Annotated in this window: 11 protein-coding genes; 8 read left to right on the top strand and 3 right to left on the bottom strand. The window is 69.3% G+C overall.

Translation table 11 applies throughout. From position 1 onward, the window contains the following. Window positions 1–20 precede the first annotated feature (20 nt). From QHF84_RS01850 to QHF84_RS01830, 5 genes are read left to right on the top strand one after another with little or no spacing between them, the layout of a single operon-like run. Window positions 21–2,726, top strand: coding sequence for a DUF2169 domain-containing protein (locus tag QHF84_RS01850; protein ID WP_281311394.1), 2,706 nt, complete (start codon window positions 21–23; stop codon window positions 2,724–2,726). Then, entirely contained in the window at window positions 2,719–3,768 is a 1,050-nt protein-coding gene (locus QHF84_RS01845; protein WP_281311393.1) for a pentapeptide repeat-containing protein, read from the top strand. Before QHF84_RS01850 ends, QHF84_RS01845 begins: the two co-directional genes overlap by 8 nt. 22 nt (window positions 3,769–3,790) lie before the next feature. Beyond that, window positions 3,791–4,450, top strand: coding sequence for a DUF3540 domain-containing protein (locus tag QHF84_RS01840; RefSeq protein ID WP_281311392.1), 660 nt, complete (start codon window positions 3,791–3,793; stop codon window positions 4,448–4,450). A 12-nt stretch (window positions 4,451–4,462) separates the two neighbouring features. After that, on the top strand, window positions 4,463–4,864 hold the full coding sequence (locus QHF84_RS01835; RefSeq protein WP_281311391.1) for a DUF4150 domain-containing protein: 402 nt from the start codon (window positions 4,463–4,465) through the stop codon (window positions 4,862–4,864). An 18-nt stretch (window positions 4,865–4,882) separates the two neighbouring features. Then, a complete protein-coding gene (locus QHF84_RS01830) occupies window positions 4,883–6,775 on the top strand; it encodes a DUF2169 domain-containing protein (protein WP_281311390.1) in 1,893 nt (630 codons plus the stop codon). Window positions 6,776–6,781: 6 nt separating this feature from the next. Here QHF84_RS01830 and QHF84_RS01825 read toward each other — a convergent pair whose 3' ends face one another. Continuing rightward, window positions 6,782–7,756 carry an NAD(P)-dependent alcohol dehydrogenase gene (locus tag QHF84_RS01825; RefSeq protein WP_281311389.1) on the bottom strand — a complete coding sequence of 325 codons (975 nt, stop codon included), beginning with the start codon at window positions 7,754–7,756 and terminating at the stop codon, window positions 6,782–6,784. A gap of 96 nt (window positions 7,757–7,852) precedes the next feature. On the opposite strand from QHF84_RS01825, the gene QHF84_RS01820 reads away from it, so the two are divergent. Continuing rightward, complete coding sequence (locus QHF84_RS01820) at window positions 7,853–8,539, top strand: TetR/AcrR family transcriptional regulator C-terminal domain-containing protein (RefSeq protein WP_281311668.1); 687 nt, start codon at window positions 7,853–7,855, stop codon at window positions 8,537–8,539. Between the two features lie 357 nt (window positions 8,540–8,896). On the opposite strand, the gene QHF84_RS01815 is transcribed toward QHF84_RS01820, so the two are convergent. Together QHF84_RS01815 and udk are read right to left on the bottom strand one after the other, a co-directional pair. Then, window positions 8,897–10,141 carry an ATP-grasp domain-containing protein gene (locus QHF84_RS01815; RefSeq protein ID WP_281311388.1) on the bottom strand — a complete coding sequence of 415 codons (1,245 nt, stop codon included), beginning with the start codon at window positions 10,139–10,141 and terminating at the stop codon, window positions 8,897–8,899. Between the two features lie 55 nt (window positions 10,142–10,196). Then, window positions 10,197–10,883, bottom strand: a complete 687-nt coding sequence (gene udk, locus QHF84_RS01810) for a uridine kinase (RefSeq protein ID WP_281311387.1) — start codon at window positions 10,881–10,883, stop codon at window positions 10,197–10,199. A gap of 265 nt (window positions 10,884–11,148) precedes the next feature. On the opposite strand from udk, the gene QHF84_RS01805 reads away from it, so the two are divergent. Together QHF84_RS01805 and QHF84_RS01800 are read left to right on the top strand one after the other, a co-directional pair. After that, window positions 11,149–11,724: an HPF/RaiA family ribosome-associated protein gene (locus QHF84_RS01805; protein WP_281311386.1), complete on the top strand. Its 576-nt coding sequence runs from the start codon at window positions 11,149–11,151 to the stop codon at window positions 11,722–11,724. Window positions 11,725–11,841: 117 nt separating this feature from the next. Further along, the gene (locus tag QHF84_RS01800; RefSeq protein ID WP_281311385.1) at window positions 11,842–16,029 is read left to right on the top strand and encodes an AAA family ATPase; all 4,188 of its coding nucleotides are present in this window, start codon (window positions 11,842–11,844) and stop codon (window positions 16,027–16,029) included. The last annotated feature ends 1 nt before the right edge of the window (window position 16,030 follow it).

Genomic DNA, 16,030 nt, shown 5'->3' with positions numbered 1-16,030 from the left:
CCTTGAAGACGATCAAGCCCATGAAGCTCGGCGTCCTGACACGGACGTTCGAGCTCGATCGCAAGCACTACTTCGTGCCGACGGTCTTCGTGTTCTGCGAGCTCGGCCCCGCGCGAAACCTCCTGTCCGAGGTCGAGCTCTGGCGCCTCGCGGCCGCGGAGCTCGGCAAGGAGGCGGTGATCGACGAGTGCATGCCCAAGCAGCGCGGCGAGGTGCTCGTCCACGGCTGCTGCTACACGGCGAATCGCGTCCCGCGGCCCGCCGCCTCGGTGCGCGTGAAGGTCGGCCCGATCGACAAGACGCTCTACGTCATCGGTGATCGGGTCTTTCGCCGCGACGGCACGCCGAGTGATCCCGAGCTCTTCACCGAGATGCCCATCCGCTACGACCGGGCCTTCGGCGGCGAGGGCTTCCCGCAGAACCCGATCGGCGTGGGGTTCGCAAAGGTGATGGAAGACGGGCGCGCGGTGCACCGGCTGCCGAACATCGAGCTGCCGGACAGACTCATCAAGAGCACCTCCGACAGGCCGCCGCCGGCGGGCTTCGGGCCCTACGATCTGCTCTGGGCCCAGCGGTGGCCGAAGATCGGCACCTACGACACGAAGTGGATGCGCGAGGATCTGCCGGGCCTGGCGAAGGACATGGACCTCTCCATGTGGAACGCCGCGCCGAACGATCAGAAGCTTCCGGCCGGGTTTTTCGAGGGCGCCGAGGAGATCCTCGTCGAGAACATGCACCCCGACAAACCCCGGATCGAAGGGCGGTTGCCGGGCGTCGTCGGCCGATGTTTCGTGACCCAACGGACGGCCGAGGGGGACGTGTTCCGCGAGATCCCGCTGCACCTCGATACGGTGCAGCTCTTCCCGCACCACGAGCGTTTGGCGCTCTCCTTCCGCGGGCTCTGGGCCATCGCCGAGGACGACGCCGACGACATTCTTCATTTGCTCGTCGCCGCCGACGATCGCGCGGCGCCCCGGCCGATCGAGCACTACCGCGCCGTGCTCGATCGCAGGCTCGATCCGAAGCGCGAGGCCTCCGAGGTGTTCCGCGACGGCGATCTCTTGCCGCCCGACGCGGGCGGTAAGGCCTCGGGGGGAGGGGAGATCGACGCGATGTTCGATCTCACCCGCTCGGAGAACCTCTTGCAGAAGAACCTCGCGGAGCGCGCGCGGCGCGAGGCCGAAAAGACGCGCGCGGCGATCCTGGCGGCCGGCGGGGATCCGGACCTCGTGCCGGTCGTGGAGGGGCCGAAGCCCGTCGAGGGGCCGTCGTTCGGGGACCTTTCGGACTTCGTGGAGCGCTCGGAGCGGGATCTCGCGGAGGCGCAACGCAAGATGGACGCGGCGCACGAGAAGGCGCTCGCGGATACGCGCAAGCGTTACGCCGCGGCGGGGCTCGACTACGACGCCGAGGTGCAGCGGATGAAGAAGGAGGCCGCCGGGCCGCCGAAGTTCTCCGCGGACAAGGAGCTCGAGCGCCTGCGCGACATCCAGACGCTCTGCCACAACGCGAACGTGGCGACGCCCGATCTCGACGCGGCGCTCGCGGATCCGGCCACGGAGCAGAAGCTCCGGAAGGCCGAGGAGGAGGCTCGGAACGCTTACCGCGACGGAGCCCACCTCGCCGAGCATCGCCCCGCTCGCCTCGAAGAACCGGCGCGCAGCGAGCTGCGCAGGCGCGTCGCGGCCGCGCACGCGGAGGGCCGGAGCCTCGCCCGGATCGATCTCTCGGGGGCCGATCTCTCCGAAATGGACCTCCGCGGCGTGGACCTCACGGAGGCGTTCCTCGAGAACGCCGATCTTTCGGGGTCAAACCTTTCGGGCGCGAAGCTCGCGCGCGTGGTGCTCGCGGGGGCCGTGTTCGCGGGGGCCGATCTCACGGGCGCCGACCTCACGGAGGCGAACCTCGGCGCCTCGAACGGGAAAAACGCAAAGCTCGACGAGGTCACGCTGCGCGGCGCGATCCTCGGCAAGGCCGATCTCACGGGCGCGTCGTTCCGCGACGTCGTCTTCGAGCTCGCCGACCTCTCCGACGTCCTGCTCGACGGCGCGGCGCTCGCGGGGGCGCGCTTCGATAAGTGCATCATGAAGGGGAACCTTCTGCGCGGCTGTGATCTGCGGGGATCGACGTTCGTGCATGCGATGCTGGTCGAGGTCGACCTCCGGAACGCGAACTTCGCGAACGCGACGCTCGAGCACGCCTCGCTCGTGCGTTGCACGCTCGACGGCGCGTCGTTTTTGAAGGCGAACCTCTGCGGGATGCGGCTCGCCGAGCCCTGCACCTTCATCGGCGCCGACTTCACGGGCGCGACGATCGCCGCGGCGACGCTGCGCGAGGCCGACTTCAGCCACGCGGATTTCAGCGGCGCGACGCTCTCGTCCTCGGACCTCTCGAAGTGCGTCTTGCGGGAAGCAAAGCTCTACCGCGCCGTCGCGAAGAACGCGCTCTTCATGCGCGCCGATCTCACGGGCGCGAGCCTCGTCGCGGCGAACCTCGAAGGCGCGATCTTCCTCAAGGCCAAGCTCGGCCGCGCCGATTTCAAGGGGGCGAACCTCTTCCGCGCCGATCTCCTGCGCGCCGTCGGCGACGACAAGACGAGTTTTTTCGATGCCCTCGTCACGCAGGTCCGTGTCTCGCCGAAGGGCAGCGCGGGCGCCGTGACCACGGTGGATCCGAGCGCGCCGCGCGCCGCGATCAAGCCGGGCAACAAGGAGAGCCGTGGATAAAAGCGAGCTCGTGCAGATGGTCAAGGGCGGGGAGATCCTCTCCGGGGTCGACCTTTCGGGCCTGGATCTCACGGGGGCCGATCTCTCCGGCGGCATCTTCGAGAACGTCTCGTTTCGCGGGGCAAACCTCCACGGATGCCTGTTCAAGGAGAGCGTGCTCAGCGAGTGCGACTTCGACGGCGCCCGCATGGGCGAGGCGAACCTGCGCCACGCCGTGTTCAACCGCTCGTCCCTGCGCGGCGCCGATCTGCGCGGCGGGACCATGCCCGTCGTGAAATTTTACCAGTGTGATCTCACGGAGGCGCGGCTTGCCGGATCCGACCTCGTGATCTCGGGGTTCGCGCAGAGCGACCTCACGCGCGCCGATCTCTCCGGCTGCAACCTCGATCGCGCCGGGTTCGTCGAGTCGAACGTGACGGGCATGATCCTCGCCCGCGCGTGCCTCAAGCAAACGACGCTCTACAAGGCCGATCTCGAGAAGACCGATTTCGCCGAGGCGCGCTTCGACAACACGCTCTTCATCGCCGCCAAGCTCCGCGGCGTGAGCTTCGCGGGGATGGATCTGACGCTCTCGCAGTTCATCGATGGAGACCTCGAGGGCGCCTCCTTCGAGCGGGCGATCGTGCGTCAGTCGAACTTCATGCGCGCGAACCTCGCGGGCGCGCGCTTCGACGGCGCGGAGGCGCAGCAGGCCATTTTCGTGGAGGCGAAGATGGCGCGCGCGACCTTCACGAAGGCGTGCCTCACGCGGGCGCTCTTCGCCGACGCGAAGATGCCGCTCGCCGATCTCTCGGGCGCGCGCGTGGACGAGGCGATCTTCCACCGCGCTGCGTGCGAGGGGGCGCGGTTCGCCGACTGCGATCTGACGTATGCCGACTTCACGCACGCCGACGTGTCGGCGGCCGATTTCACGGGCGCCAAGGTCTTCCGGACGCGTTTCCACCGCGTCAAAGACAAGGATACGATCTGGTGCAGCCGCGCCGCCGCCCTCGGAGACGAGGCCGAGGTCGTCACGTCCGAGGACTGGAACCCGCCGTATTGACCTTTCGATCAGGGAGAGACGCATGCACAGCGCCGCACGGAAGTTGAATCGCGAGCTCACGACGATCGACGAGGGGACGGTCGTCGACGTGAAGGACGGAGTCCTGACGATCCGCGTGGGCGATTTCGATTGCTCGGCCCGGCGCGCGAAGAGTTGCCTCGTCGCGCCCGCACCGGGCGACGTGGTGCTCTGCTCCTTCGGCCCCGGAGGACGGTGCTTCGTGCTCGCGGTGCTCGAAGGGCCCGAGGGCGAAACGAAGGCGGCCACGAAGATCGAGGTCGAAGGGGATCTCGACGTCGTCACGGGCTCCGGCAAGCTCGGCCTGCGCGCCGCGAAAGGCGTGAACGTCGCGTCGGGCGACGAGATCAGCCTCGTCGGCCGGGCGCTCTCGGTGAGCGCGCTCGAGGGCACGGTCTTCGTGCAGAAGCTCGCCTACCTCGGCGATCGGCTCAAGGCCGAGATCGAGGCCATCAAGACCGTGGGCAAGACACGCGAGTCCTTCTTCGAGCGTGTCTCCGAGCGCGTGAAACGTTCGTTCCGCACCGTCGAGGACATCGACCAGCTCAAGGCGAACAAGGTCGACTACGCGGCCGAGACGACGCTCGCCATGCGCGCCGAGCACGCGGTCGTGCACGCCGAGGAGCTCATCAAGGTCGACGGCAAGCAGATCCAGCTCGGATAGGAGGCTCGGACCATGTTCGCGAACTCGCAGATGGGTGGGCTGAACCTGGGCTTTCCGGACGTGTGCCTCACCCCCGTGCCGCCCGCGCCCGCGCCGATCCCGATTCCGTATCCGAACCTCTCGCTCGGCCCGCTCGGGATCCCGTTCGTCCCGATGGTGCTCTACGGCGGAACGCCCGCGCACAACCTGGCGACGATGATCCCGATCAGCCTGGGAGACAATCCGGGCATCGCGACGGGCGTGGCGTCCGGGACCGTGATGGGCCCGACGCGCAGCCTCACGGCCGCGTTTTCGGTGCTCGTGGGCGGCCTGCCAGGCACGCGCCTGACGAGCGTGAACATCCACAACAGCACGAACGCGCCCGGGATGCGCATCGTCCCGAGCCAGGTGCGTGTCCTGCTCCTGGCGCCCTGAGGCGCGGCGCTTTCGCTCATGGGCTCGATGGAAATCGTCTCGGCGTGTCCCCTTCGTGTCGGCTCGATCGTCTGGCAGCCGCGGGAAGGCGCGTACGTGCTCACGGTCGTCTGCAAGGCGACCTTCGCCCTCGCGCCCGAGCTGTCGGTCCTCGCCGAGGAGCAGGACGATCCGAACGAGCGTGACGAATACTGGGACGACGACGAGCGGCGCAGCCTGAGCGCGGCAAGCGACCTCGCCCCGTTCAAGCGCGGCGTGGACATCCTGCTCGTCGGCCACGCCTACGCGCATCACGCCGCGCAAAGCGGGCCTTTTTTCGCGCGGCTCGTGGTCGGCGACGTGCTCGACAAAACGATCGAGGTGCATGGCGAGCGCGCATGGACCGCGGACGGGCGATTGCTCGAAGAGCCTCCGGCGGGGCGGATCGCGCTTCGCTGGGAGCGGGCCGCGGGCGGGCCGGGGACGACGAACCCGGTCGGCGTGCCGTCGAATCCGCCGCCCGATCCGAGGGCCCTCCGGCGCGTGCCGAACCTCGTGCCGCCGGGATTCCGCCTGTCGAGGCCCTCGGACGTGATCCCGCCGATCGGCTTCGGCCCGATTGCGCCGACGTGGCCTGAGCGCAGCGACAAACTCCCCCGACACGCGGGGGGCTGGGATTCGCACCGCGTGGGGGAGGGACCCTTGCCCGCCGGGATCGACGCGTCGTTTTTCAATGCGGCGCCGCTGGATCAGCGGGTCGCGGAGCTCCGGGGCGACGAGCGGATCTCGCTTTCGAACCTCCACCCGCACTCCCCGCAGTTCTCGACGCGCCTGCTCCTGATCAAGCCGCGCGCGCTCGTGCAGAAGAGCGGGGCGCCGGCCGATCTGCGGTTCCGGTGCGATACACTTTTCATCGACACGAACCGGGGCATCTGCTCGCTCACCTGGCGGGGCTCGGTGCCGCTTTCGTCGCCGAACGAGGACGGGTGCGTCGTGGTGACCACGGAGGAGAGCGATCGGCAGCTCTCGGGCCCCGGCGCGCCCGGGACGGTGCAGCTCGATTGGCGCTCGAGCCAGAAGGCGGCCGTGTCCCCCGCATTGCCGTTCGCGCCCGGGGATTCCGCGGACGGCCTCTCGATCGAGGAAACCACGAGTTTGTCGGGCGAGCCTGCGCGGGTCGATCCGGGGGCGGCGTTGCCCTTCGTAAAAGCCCCGCTCGCCGTCCTGGGGGCGGCCGTGCCCGCGCCGCCGCCTGTGCCGCCGCCCTCGCGGCCCCCGTCGTCCGTGCCGCCGCCGCCTGCGTCGGCGCTGGCTTTTGAGCCGCCGCCACCCTCGCGTCTGTCGCCGCCGCCGGACATGGTCTCGCCGGGTTTGCCGGCGGCTCCGCCGATGATCGGGCCCCTCGCGACGGTCCGCGCCGCCGCGCCGCCTGAAATCGCCGCCCTGCCCGCGCCTTCGCCGCCTGCGCCCGTCGAGGTCGCGCCGGAGCCATTGCCCGAGCTCGACCCGGCGACGTTCACGATCGAGCAGTTCGCCACGCTCTCGGCCGAATTCGCGGAGCAACACGAGCCCCGCGCCGACCTTTTGCGGCGTCACGCATTGTCGGAGCGGACCTTCGCGGCGATCGAGCGCCGTTTTTCGCGCGAGCTCACGGACGAAGCCTCCCGCGGCGAGCATGAAGAGCGCACCAAATACGACCGCTCGTACGTCGCCGCCGTGGAAGGTTTTCGGGGGCCCATCACGGCCGACGAGTATGCGCGGATCATGGCGTCCCTCGTGCGAGGGCAAGCGAACGCCGTTCTGGACGAGCTCCGCATTCAGAGGCCGGCGCTCATGCCCATTCTCCGTTCATGGGCGAAAAACGCCGCCGGAGGCGGGGCCGGCGGGGCCCTCCAAGCGCTCGACGCATTTCGTGCGAACAAGCGGGCGTGACCTCCTCTATTGACGGACGACGATCACGGTTTTTCCCTGCGCATGCCCCTCGGCCACGTGCCGTACCGCTTCCGCGGCCTCGCGGAACGAGTACGCTCGCTCGATCACCGGCAAAAGCGCCCCGGCTTCCACCAGATCGTTCAATGCAATCAGATCCTCGCGCCGTGGCTTGGTGAGGAACGGCGTCATCTTCTGGCTCGCGAACGCGCCGGTGAGCATCACCTTCATCATCCAGACGACCGGCCCGATCCACTGTCCGCCCGGCGAACCCGCGCACGACACGTAGGTGCCCCTCGGCGTGAGCACCTGCTTGCATGCGGAAGGCGAGCGGTTTCCCACGAGGTCGAGCATCACGTCGAAGCGCCCGGTTTGCTTCGTGAAATCTTCTTTCGTGTAATCGACGACCTCGTCGGCGCCGATCGACCGCACCTTGTCGACGTGCCGCGTGCTGCACACGGCCGTCACCTCGGCACCCATCGATTTGGCGATCGGAACCGCGAACGATCCGACGCCGCCCGACGCACCATTGATGAGGACCCGCTGTCCCGCCCGTAGCCGCCCCACGTCGCGCAGCGCCTGCAATGCCGTCATGCCCGAGTCGGGCATCGCGGCCGCTTGCTCGAACGTGAGCCTCGGGGACTTCGGCGCGAGCTCGTCGGCGCGCGCGCGGACGTATTCGGCGAACCCGCAGGTCACCTGGCCGTAGACCTCGTCGCCCGGCTTCGTCGTGGTGACGTTGCGTCCGACAGCCTCGACCGTGCCGGCCACGTTTTGCCCCGCAATACGACGCTTGGGCCGCCGCAGGCCGAAGCCCAGGCGCACGAGGTAGGGTTTGCCCGTGAGCAGGTGCACGTCGCCTTTGCACACCGATGCGGCATGCACACGAACGAGGACGTCGTCGTCGCCGATCGACGGGGTCTCGACCTCCTCGAGTCGCAAGACATCGGGCGAGCCGTATTCGGGTTGAACGAGCGCATGCATGGCGGTCTCCTGGTCAAGAGGGGCAAGACGAACTTACGGTGTAAGTATAGCTTGTACTTACACCGTAAGTCTGTCAAGGTGAGGGCTCGAAGCGAGATGGCCCGAGCCAGAAATTCCGTTCGACGCGCGTCCAAGCGCGACCCCCTGACGCGAGAGCGCATCCTCCGCACCGCGATCCGTCTCGCCGACGAAGAGGGCCTCGAGTCGCTCTCGATGCGCAGGCTCGCCCAAGAGCTCGGGGTCGAAGCGATGTCGCTCTACAACCACGTCGAGAGCAAAGACGACCTTCTCGACGGCATCGTGGACCTCGTCGTTTCAGAGATCGAAGTGCCCACGATCGGCGGCGCAGACTGGAAGACAGCCATGCGCAAGCGCGCAACCTCGGCCCACGAGGTCTTCCTGCGCCACCCATGGGCGCCAATGCTCGTCGGATCACGCGTGAACGTCGGGCCAGCGATGCTGCGCTACGTGAACGCCACGCTCGGCTGTCTGCGGGAAGCAGGCTTCTCCTACGAGCTGGCCGATCGCGCCTGGAACGCGATCGACAGCCACGTCTACGGTTTCACGATCCAAGAGCTCAACTTCCCACTCGACCCCTCGGAGTACGCAAGCGCGGCCAAGATGTTCCTGCCCAAGCTCCCAGCCGACGAATACCCCTACATGCGCGCACTGACAGAGCTCGTCATCGAAGGCTCACACCGCGGCCTGCACGACTTCCAGTTCGGGCTAGAGCTCCTCCTCGATGGCCTCGAGCGGCTCCGGCAGCAATGCAGCTCGGCGTGACTCGCTCGGGGGCGTCCGCGCCGGGGCGCCGCCCCGGACCCCGCGGGGGCTGTTCGCCCCTCGACCCGAACCAGGGCAAGCCCTGGACCTCAGGTGGAAAAACTGCGCTCCGCGCAGTTTTTCCAGCAGGCCGGTGGCAAGACCGGGAAGGTTGTCGCACGCAGCGACACGTTGCTGGTTGAAACGTCAGCGCTGCCGTCTTGGTTGGCAGGGTCGTCCTTGGTCTTGACCCTGGCCCGTTCGATGAACTGCGCATCGCGCAGTTCATCGACCCCGAGTCCAGCGCTTGCGCTGGTCCGGGTCCAGGGGTGGACAACCCCTGGTCGGGGTCCGGGGTGAAACCCCGGCGCTACGCCATCAAGCCGTCGCTTGGGTCGGAGGCGGCAACACGGCCGTGAAATCCTGGACGAACCGCACCGCGTAATTCTCGACGAGCTCGCGCACGCGGCCGGGGTTGTCTGCGCGGACGATGAGACCTGCGTGGTGCGGCTTCTCGGGCGTGCGCCAGACGATCTCGGGGTCCGTGTATGCCGACATGTCGGGGTGCTCTTGCCGTGACAGCGACAGCACGAGGCCGCCGTAGTCGTACCGCCGCGCTGGCAGCACGTACGGGCGTTCGCCTTGCGCGATTTCGATCTTTGCCCATTCGCGCCACAGGTTGATCCCTGTCGCTGCCTCCACCACGTCTGCTGTGTGGCTGCCGCCGACGCGCGCCGCTGCCTCGATGAAATAGATCCGGCCGTCCTCGTTCGAGCGCACGTACTCGATGTGCGTCACGCCGCGCACGAGGCCCATGTGCTCGATCACCCGCTCGTTCAGATCGATGAGCTCGCGCCAGAGATCGCTCGACCGATCGATCGTCTGCGTCGCTGAGGGGCCGCCCTGGTTCACGACCTCGAAGAGTGACGTTCGGTACTGGTGCGCCTCTGCGAACACGATGCGCTTCTCGGAGACGATCGAGTCCACGTGGAAGAACTGGCCCGGGATCATCCGCTCGAGCAGGTAACGCGAGCGATCGTCGCCGAGCTCCTCGATCACGCGCAGCGCGTCTTCCTCGCGATCGAGCTTCTTGATGCCGAGGGATGCGGCCTCGGAGCGCGGCTTGAGCAGCCAGGGCGCCGGCACCGTGCGCAAAAAGCGGCGCACGCGCTCGTCGTTCAGCACGTGCACGAAGTCCGGCACTGGGATGCTGCGATCCTTGGCGCGGGCGCGCATCGCGAGCTTGTCGCGGAAATATCGCGCCGTCGTCTCGCCCATGCCTGGGATGCGCAGGTGCTCGCGCAGGTGCGCGGCGAGCTCCACGTCGTAGTCGTCGAGTGGCGCGACGCGCTCGATCTCGCGTGTCCGGGCGAGGTAACTGACGGCGTTCACCACCGCGCGCCGATCGTTCAAGGTCGGCATGCCGAAGATCTCGTCGATCTCCTCGCGCGCCCACGGTTTGCCGAGCAAGGTTTCGAGTGTCAACAGGATGACCCGGCAACCCTCGCGCCGCGCCTGCTTCAGGAAGTCGTTGCCCTTGAAGTAGCTCGACACGCAGAGGATCGTGGTCGGCGGCGGGGGCAGGGAGGCGGGCCTCGTCGGATCGTGGTCGGTGTTGATCACGGCGCGTCCATTACCCCAACTCGGGCCGGGATGTCATCCGGCCGTCGCGCCAAACTCAGCCGGCCATCTCGGCGCCCCGCATCTGGCGGATGAGTGCGATCACGAGATCGATGCCAATCTTGTTGTCACCCCCCTCGGGGATGATCACGTCGGCCCAGCGTTTCGAGGGTTCGACGAACATGAGGTGCATCGGCCGCACGGTCCGGTAGTACTGCTCCCGGACGGACTCGAATGTCCGGCCGCGGTGCTCGATGTCGCGGCGGATGCGGCGGAAGGCGCGGATGTCGGCGTCCGTGTCGACGTAAATCTTGATGTCGAGCTGCTCGCGGAGCTTCGCCTCGACGAAGACCAGGATGCCCTCGACGATCACCACGGGCGTCGGCGCGACGCGTCGCCAATCCGGGGCGCGGCGGTGCGTCTTGAAGTCGTACCGAGGGACGTCGATGGACTCGCCCCGCCGGAGGGCGGCGAGGTGCTCGACCAAGAGCTCGGTCTCCAAGGACTCCGGGTGATCGAAGTTGAGCCCGCAGCGCTCCTCGTAGGAGATGTCGCCACGGTCGCGGTAATACGCGTCGTGCTCGAGGATGGTCACGCCGGCGGGAGGCAGCGCCTCGGCGATACGGCGGGCCACGGTCGTCTTGCCGGAGCCGCTGCCGCCGGCGACTCCTATCATGAGCGGTCGCATCAAGAGCTCGTTCGTCCCGGCGGCACCATACTTCGATTCGGCGGCTTGGTCGACCATCGAGCGAAGAAGCAAGCCGGGCCACACTCGGACGGGCGCGCCGGGTCTTGCCGCAGCGCGGACGGAGCCGAATGGAGGAGGGAGAAGGCCAAGACGGCGGCGTCCCGACGGCTCCGCCATGGGGGTTTGGGGGCGCAGCTCGGCTCGCCGAGCGTAGCCCCCGAGCGTCGAAGGGGTTTGGGGGCGCAGCTCGGCTCGCCGAGCGTAGCCCCCGAGCGTCGAAGGGGTTCGGGGCAAACGTCCCGAGCGCCCGAGTGAGGTGCGCATGAAGTTACCGCTCCAGATCACGTTCCGCGACATGCCATCGTCGGAGTCCGTGGCGCGCGAAGTGCGCGAGAAAGCCGACAAACTCGACGAGGTCTACGACGGGATCCTGGGGTGCCACGTCGCGATCGCGTCGCACTCCCGGCGGCATCATCAGGGCAACGTCTACCGGGTGCGCATCGAGATGACGGTGCCCGGCGGAGAGGTCGTGTTCGGCCGCGAGGCCTCCGAGGATCACACGCACGAGGACGTGTACGTCGCGGTGCGCGATGCGTTCGACGGCGCGCGCCGGCTCCTCCAGGAATACGCTGCCAAGCAGCGGGGCGAGGTGAAGACGCGCGTCGGGCCGCCGCACGGCAAGGTCGCGCGGATCTTCCCCGAGAGCGGCTACGGGTTCTTGGAGGCCGAGGACGGCTACGACGTGTACTTCCACAAGAACAGCGTGCTCAACAACGGCTTCTCGCGGCTCGCCGTGGGCACGGAGGTCCGCTACGAGGAGGAGCTCGGCGAGAAGGGGCCGCAGGCGAGCACCGTCGCGATCGTCGGCAAGGGCGGACACGGACACCGCGCCGCCTAGGACATCGAACCGACCGCCTCTTGCGGAGCCCCGGCAAACTGGGTACGAACGCCCGCTGCGGACGCGCGGCCCGGGCAGTCGCCCGGCGCGGCGATCCTGGTTCTGGCGGAGGACGGCGTGGCGGACCCTTCGGGGCGCTTCCCCATACGTGATCACGACACGCTGGCCGGCGGCTTTTCAGGCGCGCCGCGCGCGGGCTCCACGCTGCCCGGCCCCATGCCCGAGGGGGTCGCGATCGGCCCCGCGCTGCGCGCCTTCGAGAAGGGCGCGCGCATCGGCAAGTTCCCGATCGTCCGCGTGATGAGCACGGGCGGCATGGGCATCATCTACGAGGCCGCGCACCCCGTGCTCGGCTCGCGCGTCGTCATCAAGACCGTCCGCCCCGAGATGGCAGGCAAGGCCGCGATGGCCGAGCGCTTCCGCAACGAGGCGCTCGCCGCGAGCCGCATCCGCGACGATCGCCTGCCGCAGATCTTCGACATCGATCGGCTCGACGACAACACGCAGTACATGGTGATGGAGTACCTCGAAGGCGAGGATCTCCAGCAGCGGCTCACGGATGGGCCGCTCGCGCCGGCGTACGCGACGCGTATCGTCTTCGAGGTCCTCGAGGTCCTGCACAAGGTCCACAAGCTCGGCGTCATCCACCGCGACATCACGCCGCGCAACATCTTCCTCGCGCGGAGCGAGGTGCTCGGCGAGATCCCGAAGCTCCTCGATTTCGGCGTCGCCCACTTCGTCGACGATCCGAACACGCGGCCCGGCGAGCTCGTGGGATCGCCGTTTTACATGGCGATCGAGCAGGTCCGCGATCACGGGGCGATCGGGCCGTGGACCGACGTCTTCGCCGCGGGCGTCGTCCTCTACGAGCTCGTCGCCGGCGTGCGCCCCTGGCCGGGATCGAGCCTCATCGGCTACCTCACGGCGCTCGCCGAGAGGCAGCCTCCACGCCCGCTCGCCGCCGCCGCGCCGAACGTCCCGCCCGGCCTCGCCGAGGCCGTCATGCGCGCCATCCGCATCGAGCCGATCGAGCGGTTCCCCGACGCCGCGGCCTTCGCCCGCGCCCTCGAGCCCTTCGCCGCGGACCGCGCCGTGCTCTACGACCTGCGCCGCGCGGCCCAACGATCGAGCGTGCCCACGCGCCGCGCGAGCCTCGAGAACGAAGCGACGGTCGCGATCACGCGCAGCAAGACGGTGACCATCCCGCCGCCGCCGGCCGTGCCCAAGCTCGCGGGCATCCAGTCGAAGCTCGCGGGGCTCGGCCGTGCGCGTCCTTCGGCCGACCTGCCCCGGCCGAGCTTGCGCAAGGGCGAACGGCGTCACCTCACGATCGCGATGGTCGGCCTCGCGCTCGACGAGCCACGCGAGAGCACGCTCGGCGCCGAGGAGATCGAGCAGATCGCCACGCAGATCTCCGAGGTCATCGGCCGCGCCTTCGAGACGGCCGGCGCGCGCGTCGACAGGCCGCCGGGCGAGTCCTTGATGGCCGTCTTCGGGTATCACGCGTCGAGCGAGGACGACGCCGAGCGCGCCGTCGCGGCCGGGTTCGCCGCGCTCGATCAGCGCCACGAGATCAACGCGACCCTCGCCGAGATCGGCTGCGCGCTCTCCATGCGCATCGGCATCCACACGGGGTTCGTCACGCGCGGCGGCGACGCCATGCTCACGGGCGAGAGCATCAACCTCGCCGAGATGCTCCAGCGCTCGGCGCCGCTCAACGCCGTCGTGGTCAGCCGCGAGACGCTCGATCTGCTCGGCGGCAGGTTCACCGAGCGGCACTTCGGCCCCATCTCCATGAAGGGCCGCGTGCGCCCGAGCGAGGCGTACGAGATCCTCGGCCCCTCCGAGGCCGAAGGCCCGCGCAAGAGCCGCGCCGGCGCTCCCGAGGATCGCCCCTTCGTCGGCCGCGACGCCGAGCTCTCCACGCTCGAAGGCCTCCTCGCCGAGGCGCGCGCGCGCGGCGGCTTGCACCTCGGCCTCGTCACGGGCGGGCCCGGCGTCGGCAAGTCGCGCCTCGTGCACGAGCTCTTGCGACGGGTCGAGGCCGACGACGCGCGCTCGACCCTCGTCGTGCGCGCGCACCCGGCCTCCGCCGCGCCGTACGGCGCCTGGGTCGCCTTCCTCCGCCGCGTCTTCTTCCCGCCCGGCGCGACCATCATCGACGCGCTGCAGACGACGACCGAGATCGGCGCCCTCGCCGCCGCGCTCGAAGATTCCCGCCGCAGCGAGCTCATCGCCAAGGCGCCCGTCGTCGACTTCCTCCTCGGCCTCGGCGGGCACGACCTCGTCGAGCAGTACGGGCCCGACGGCTTCCAGAGCCGCGTCCAGCAGACGCTCACGCTCCTGCTCGAAGCCCTCGCGCGGAGGGCGAGCGCGCTCCGGCCCGGCAGGCCCGTCCTCTGCGTCCTCGACGACATGCACCGCGCCGACGCGACGAGCCTCGACCTCCTCGGCCGTGTCCTCGGCGGCTACCGCGCCGCGCTCCCCGTCGTTTTTCTCGTCACGAGCCGCGACGGCGAGATCGCCACGCTCCCCGAGCACGTCGCGGTCACGCGTGTCCCGCTCGCGCCCCTCACGGACGACGAGATTCGCGCGATCACCGTCCACCTCGCGGGGGAGGAGCCCTCCGCGGACGTCGTGCGCCTCCTCGTCGAGCGGGCTGCGGGCAATCCGCTCTTCGCCGAGGAGCTCTCGCTGTCGCTGCGCGAGCAATGCATGGTCACGGCCGACGCCGCGGCCCTCCGGCGCTTCACGGTGCCTTCCTCGCTCGTCGGCATGCTCCTCGCGCGCCTCGATCGGCTGGAGCCCGAGCTCCGCACCACGCTTCAATACGCGAGCATCCTCGGCGTCGAGTTCAGCGCGGATCTTTTTGACGGCGTTGCATCTGCGCTCGGCGACGAGCGGACCTCGCAACGACATCTCCACGAGCTCGTCCGTCGGGGTATTCTCTCGCACCGCAAGGAGCGCGGCGAGGAGACGTTCGCCTTCCGGCAGGTGCTTGCGCGGGACGCCATCTACGGCACGGTGCTCATGGACAACAAGCGCGTACTGCACCACCTCGCCGCGGCGTCCATCGAGCGCCTGCACGCCGGCAAGCTCGCGCCGCACCTGCCTGCGCTGTTCCATCACTACAGCCAGACCGACGAGGTCGAGCGCATCGTGCAGTATGCGCGCCTCACGGGCCGCCGCGCCGTCGCCCTCGGCGCGTTCGTCGACGCGGTCGAGGCGCTCATGACCGCGGAGACCTTGCGCAGCCGATTGCGGGACGACGACCCGCTCGCCGCCGCGCGCGCTCTCTTCGATCTCGGCATCGCGCTCTTCTGGCTCGGCCGCTTCGACGAGGCGGGCGAGCGTGTCGAGCAGAGCCTCGCGCTCCTCAGCGACGACTCCCGCGAGGAGGCGCTCACGGTCCGCGCGCGCTGTCACCTCCTCTGCGCCGAGACCGCGCACCAGCGCGCGCGCTGGCCCGAGGCCGTTTGCCAGCTCGAACGGGCCGAGGAGCTCTTCCGGCGCGCAGGAAGGCCCTTCGACGCGGCGCAGGCGCTCTGCACGCGTGGCTTTCAGCTTCGTAGCCAGGGCAAAATCGAGGAAGGCCTCGCGCTCGCCGAGAAGGGCTGGGAGACGCTGCGCGGCTCGGACAACCTGCCCGCGGTCGTGCGGGCCGGCCACGATCTCGGCAATTTGCTCCGCGACGTGCGGCGGTACGACGCGGCGATCGAGGTGTTCGAGGCGGCGATCCGCGCCGGCGAAGAGCTCGCGCTCGAGGGCGATCCGCTCGCGGCCGTGTGGGGCCAGGTCGCGGCGCGCAGCGGCCGGGCGATGACGTTCGCCGCGATGGGTCGTCTCGACGAGGCGATCGAGGATCAGAAGGCGGTGCACGCGCTCGCGGTGCGCGAGGGCAACGTGCTGGCGCAGGCGCACTCGGGGTTTCACCTGGCGCATCACCTGCGCGAAAAAGGCGAGCTCCTGGAGGCCGAGGTGCAAGCGATCCGCGCGCTCACGTTGTGCACGGAGCTCGGGTTGTCGGGGCGCGCCGTGAAGTGTCGGCTCCTCCTCGCGGACCTCGCGGAGAAGACGGGACGCGGGGCCGAGGCGCTGGAGCACGCGGAGGAGGCCGAGCGGCTGGCGCGGCCGATGGGCGGGGATCCGTGGATCGACGTGGTGGAGCGGCTCGTGGGCCTGCTTCGGGCGCGGGGACGAGCGGATCGAATTGCGGCGCTCGCGGCCGAGGCCTCGGCGTGTCTCGGGCCGTCGGCGGATGCGTCGCTGCGTCAGCGCGTGGCGGCGCTCGTCTCGAAGGCGTGAC

Origin of the sequence: Polyangium sp. y55x31 (genome assembly GCF_029946505.1) — a bacterium.
In the GTDB taxonomy this organism is placed as follows: Bacteria; Myxococcota_A; Polyangia; order Polyangiales; family Polyangiaceae; genus Polyangium.
Note: the sequence above shows the minus strand (reverse complement) of the source record. Positions and strands in the feature narration are given on the sequence as shown.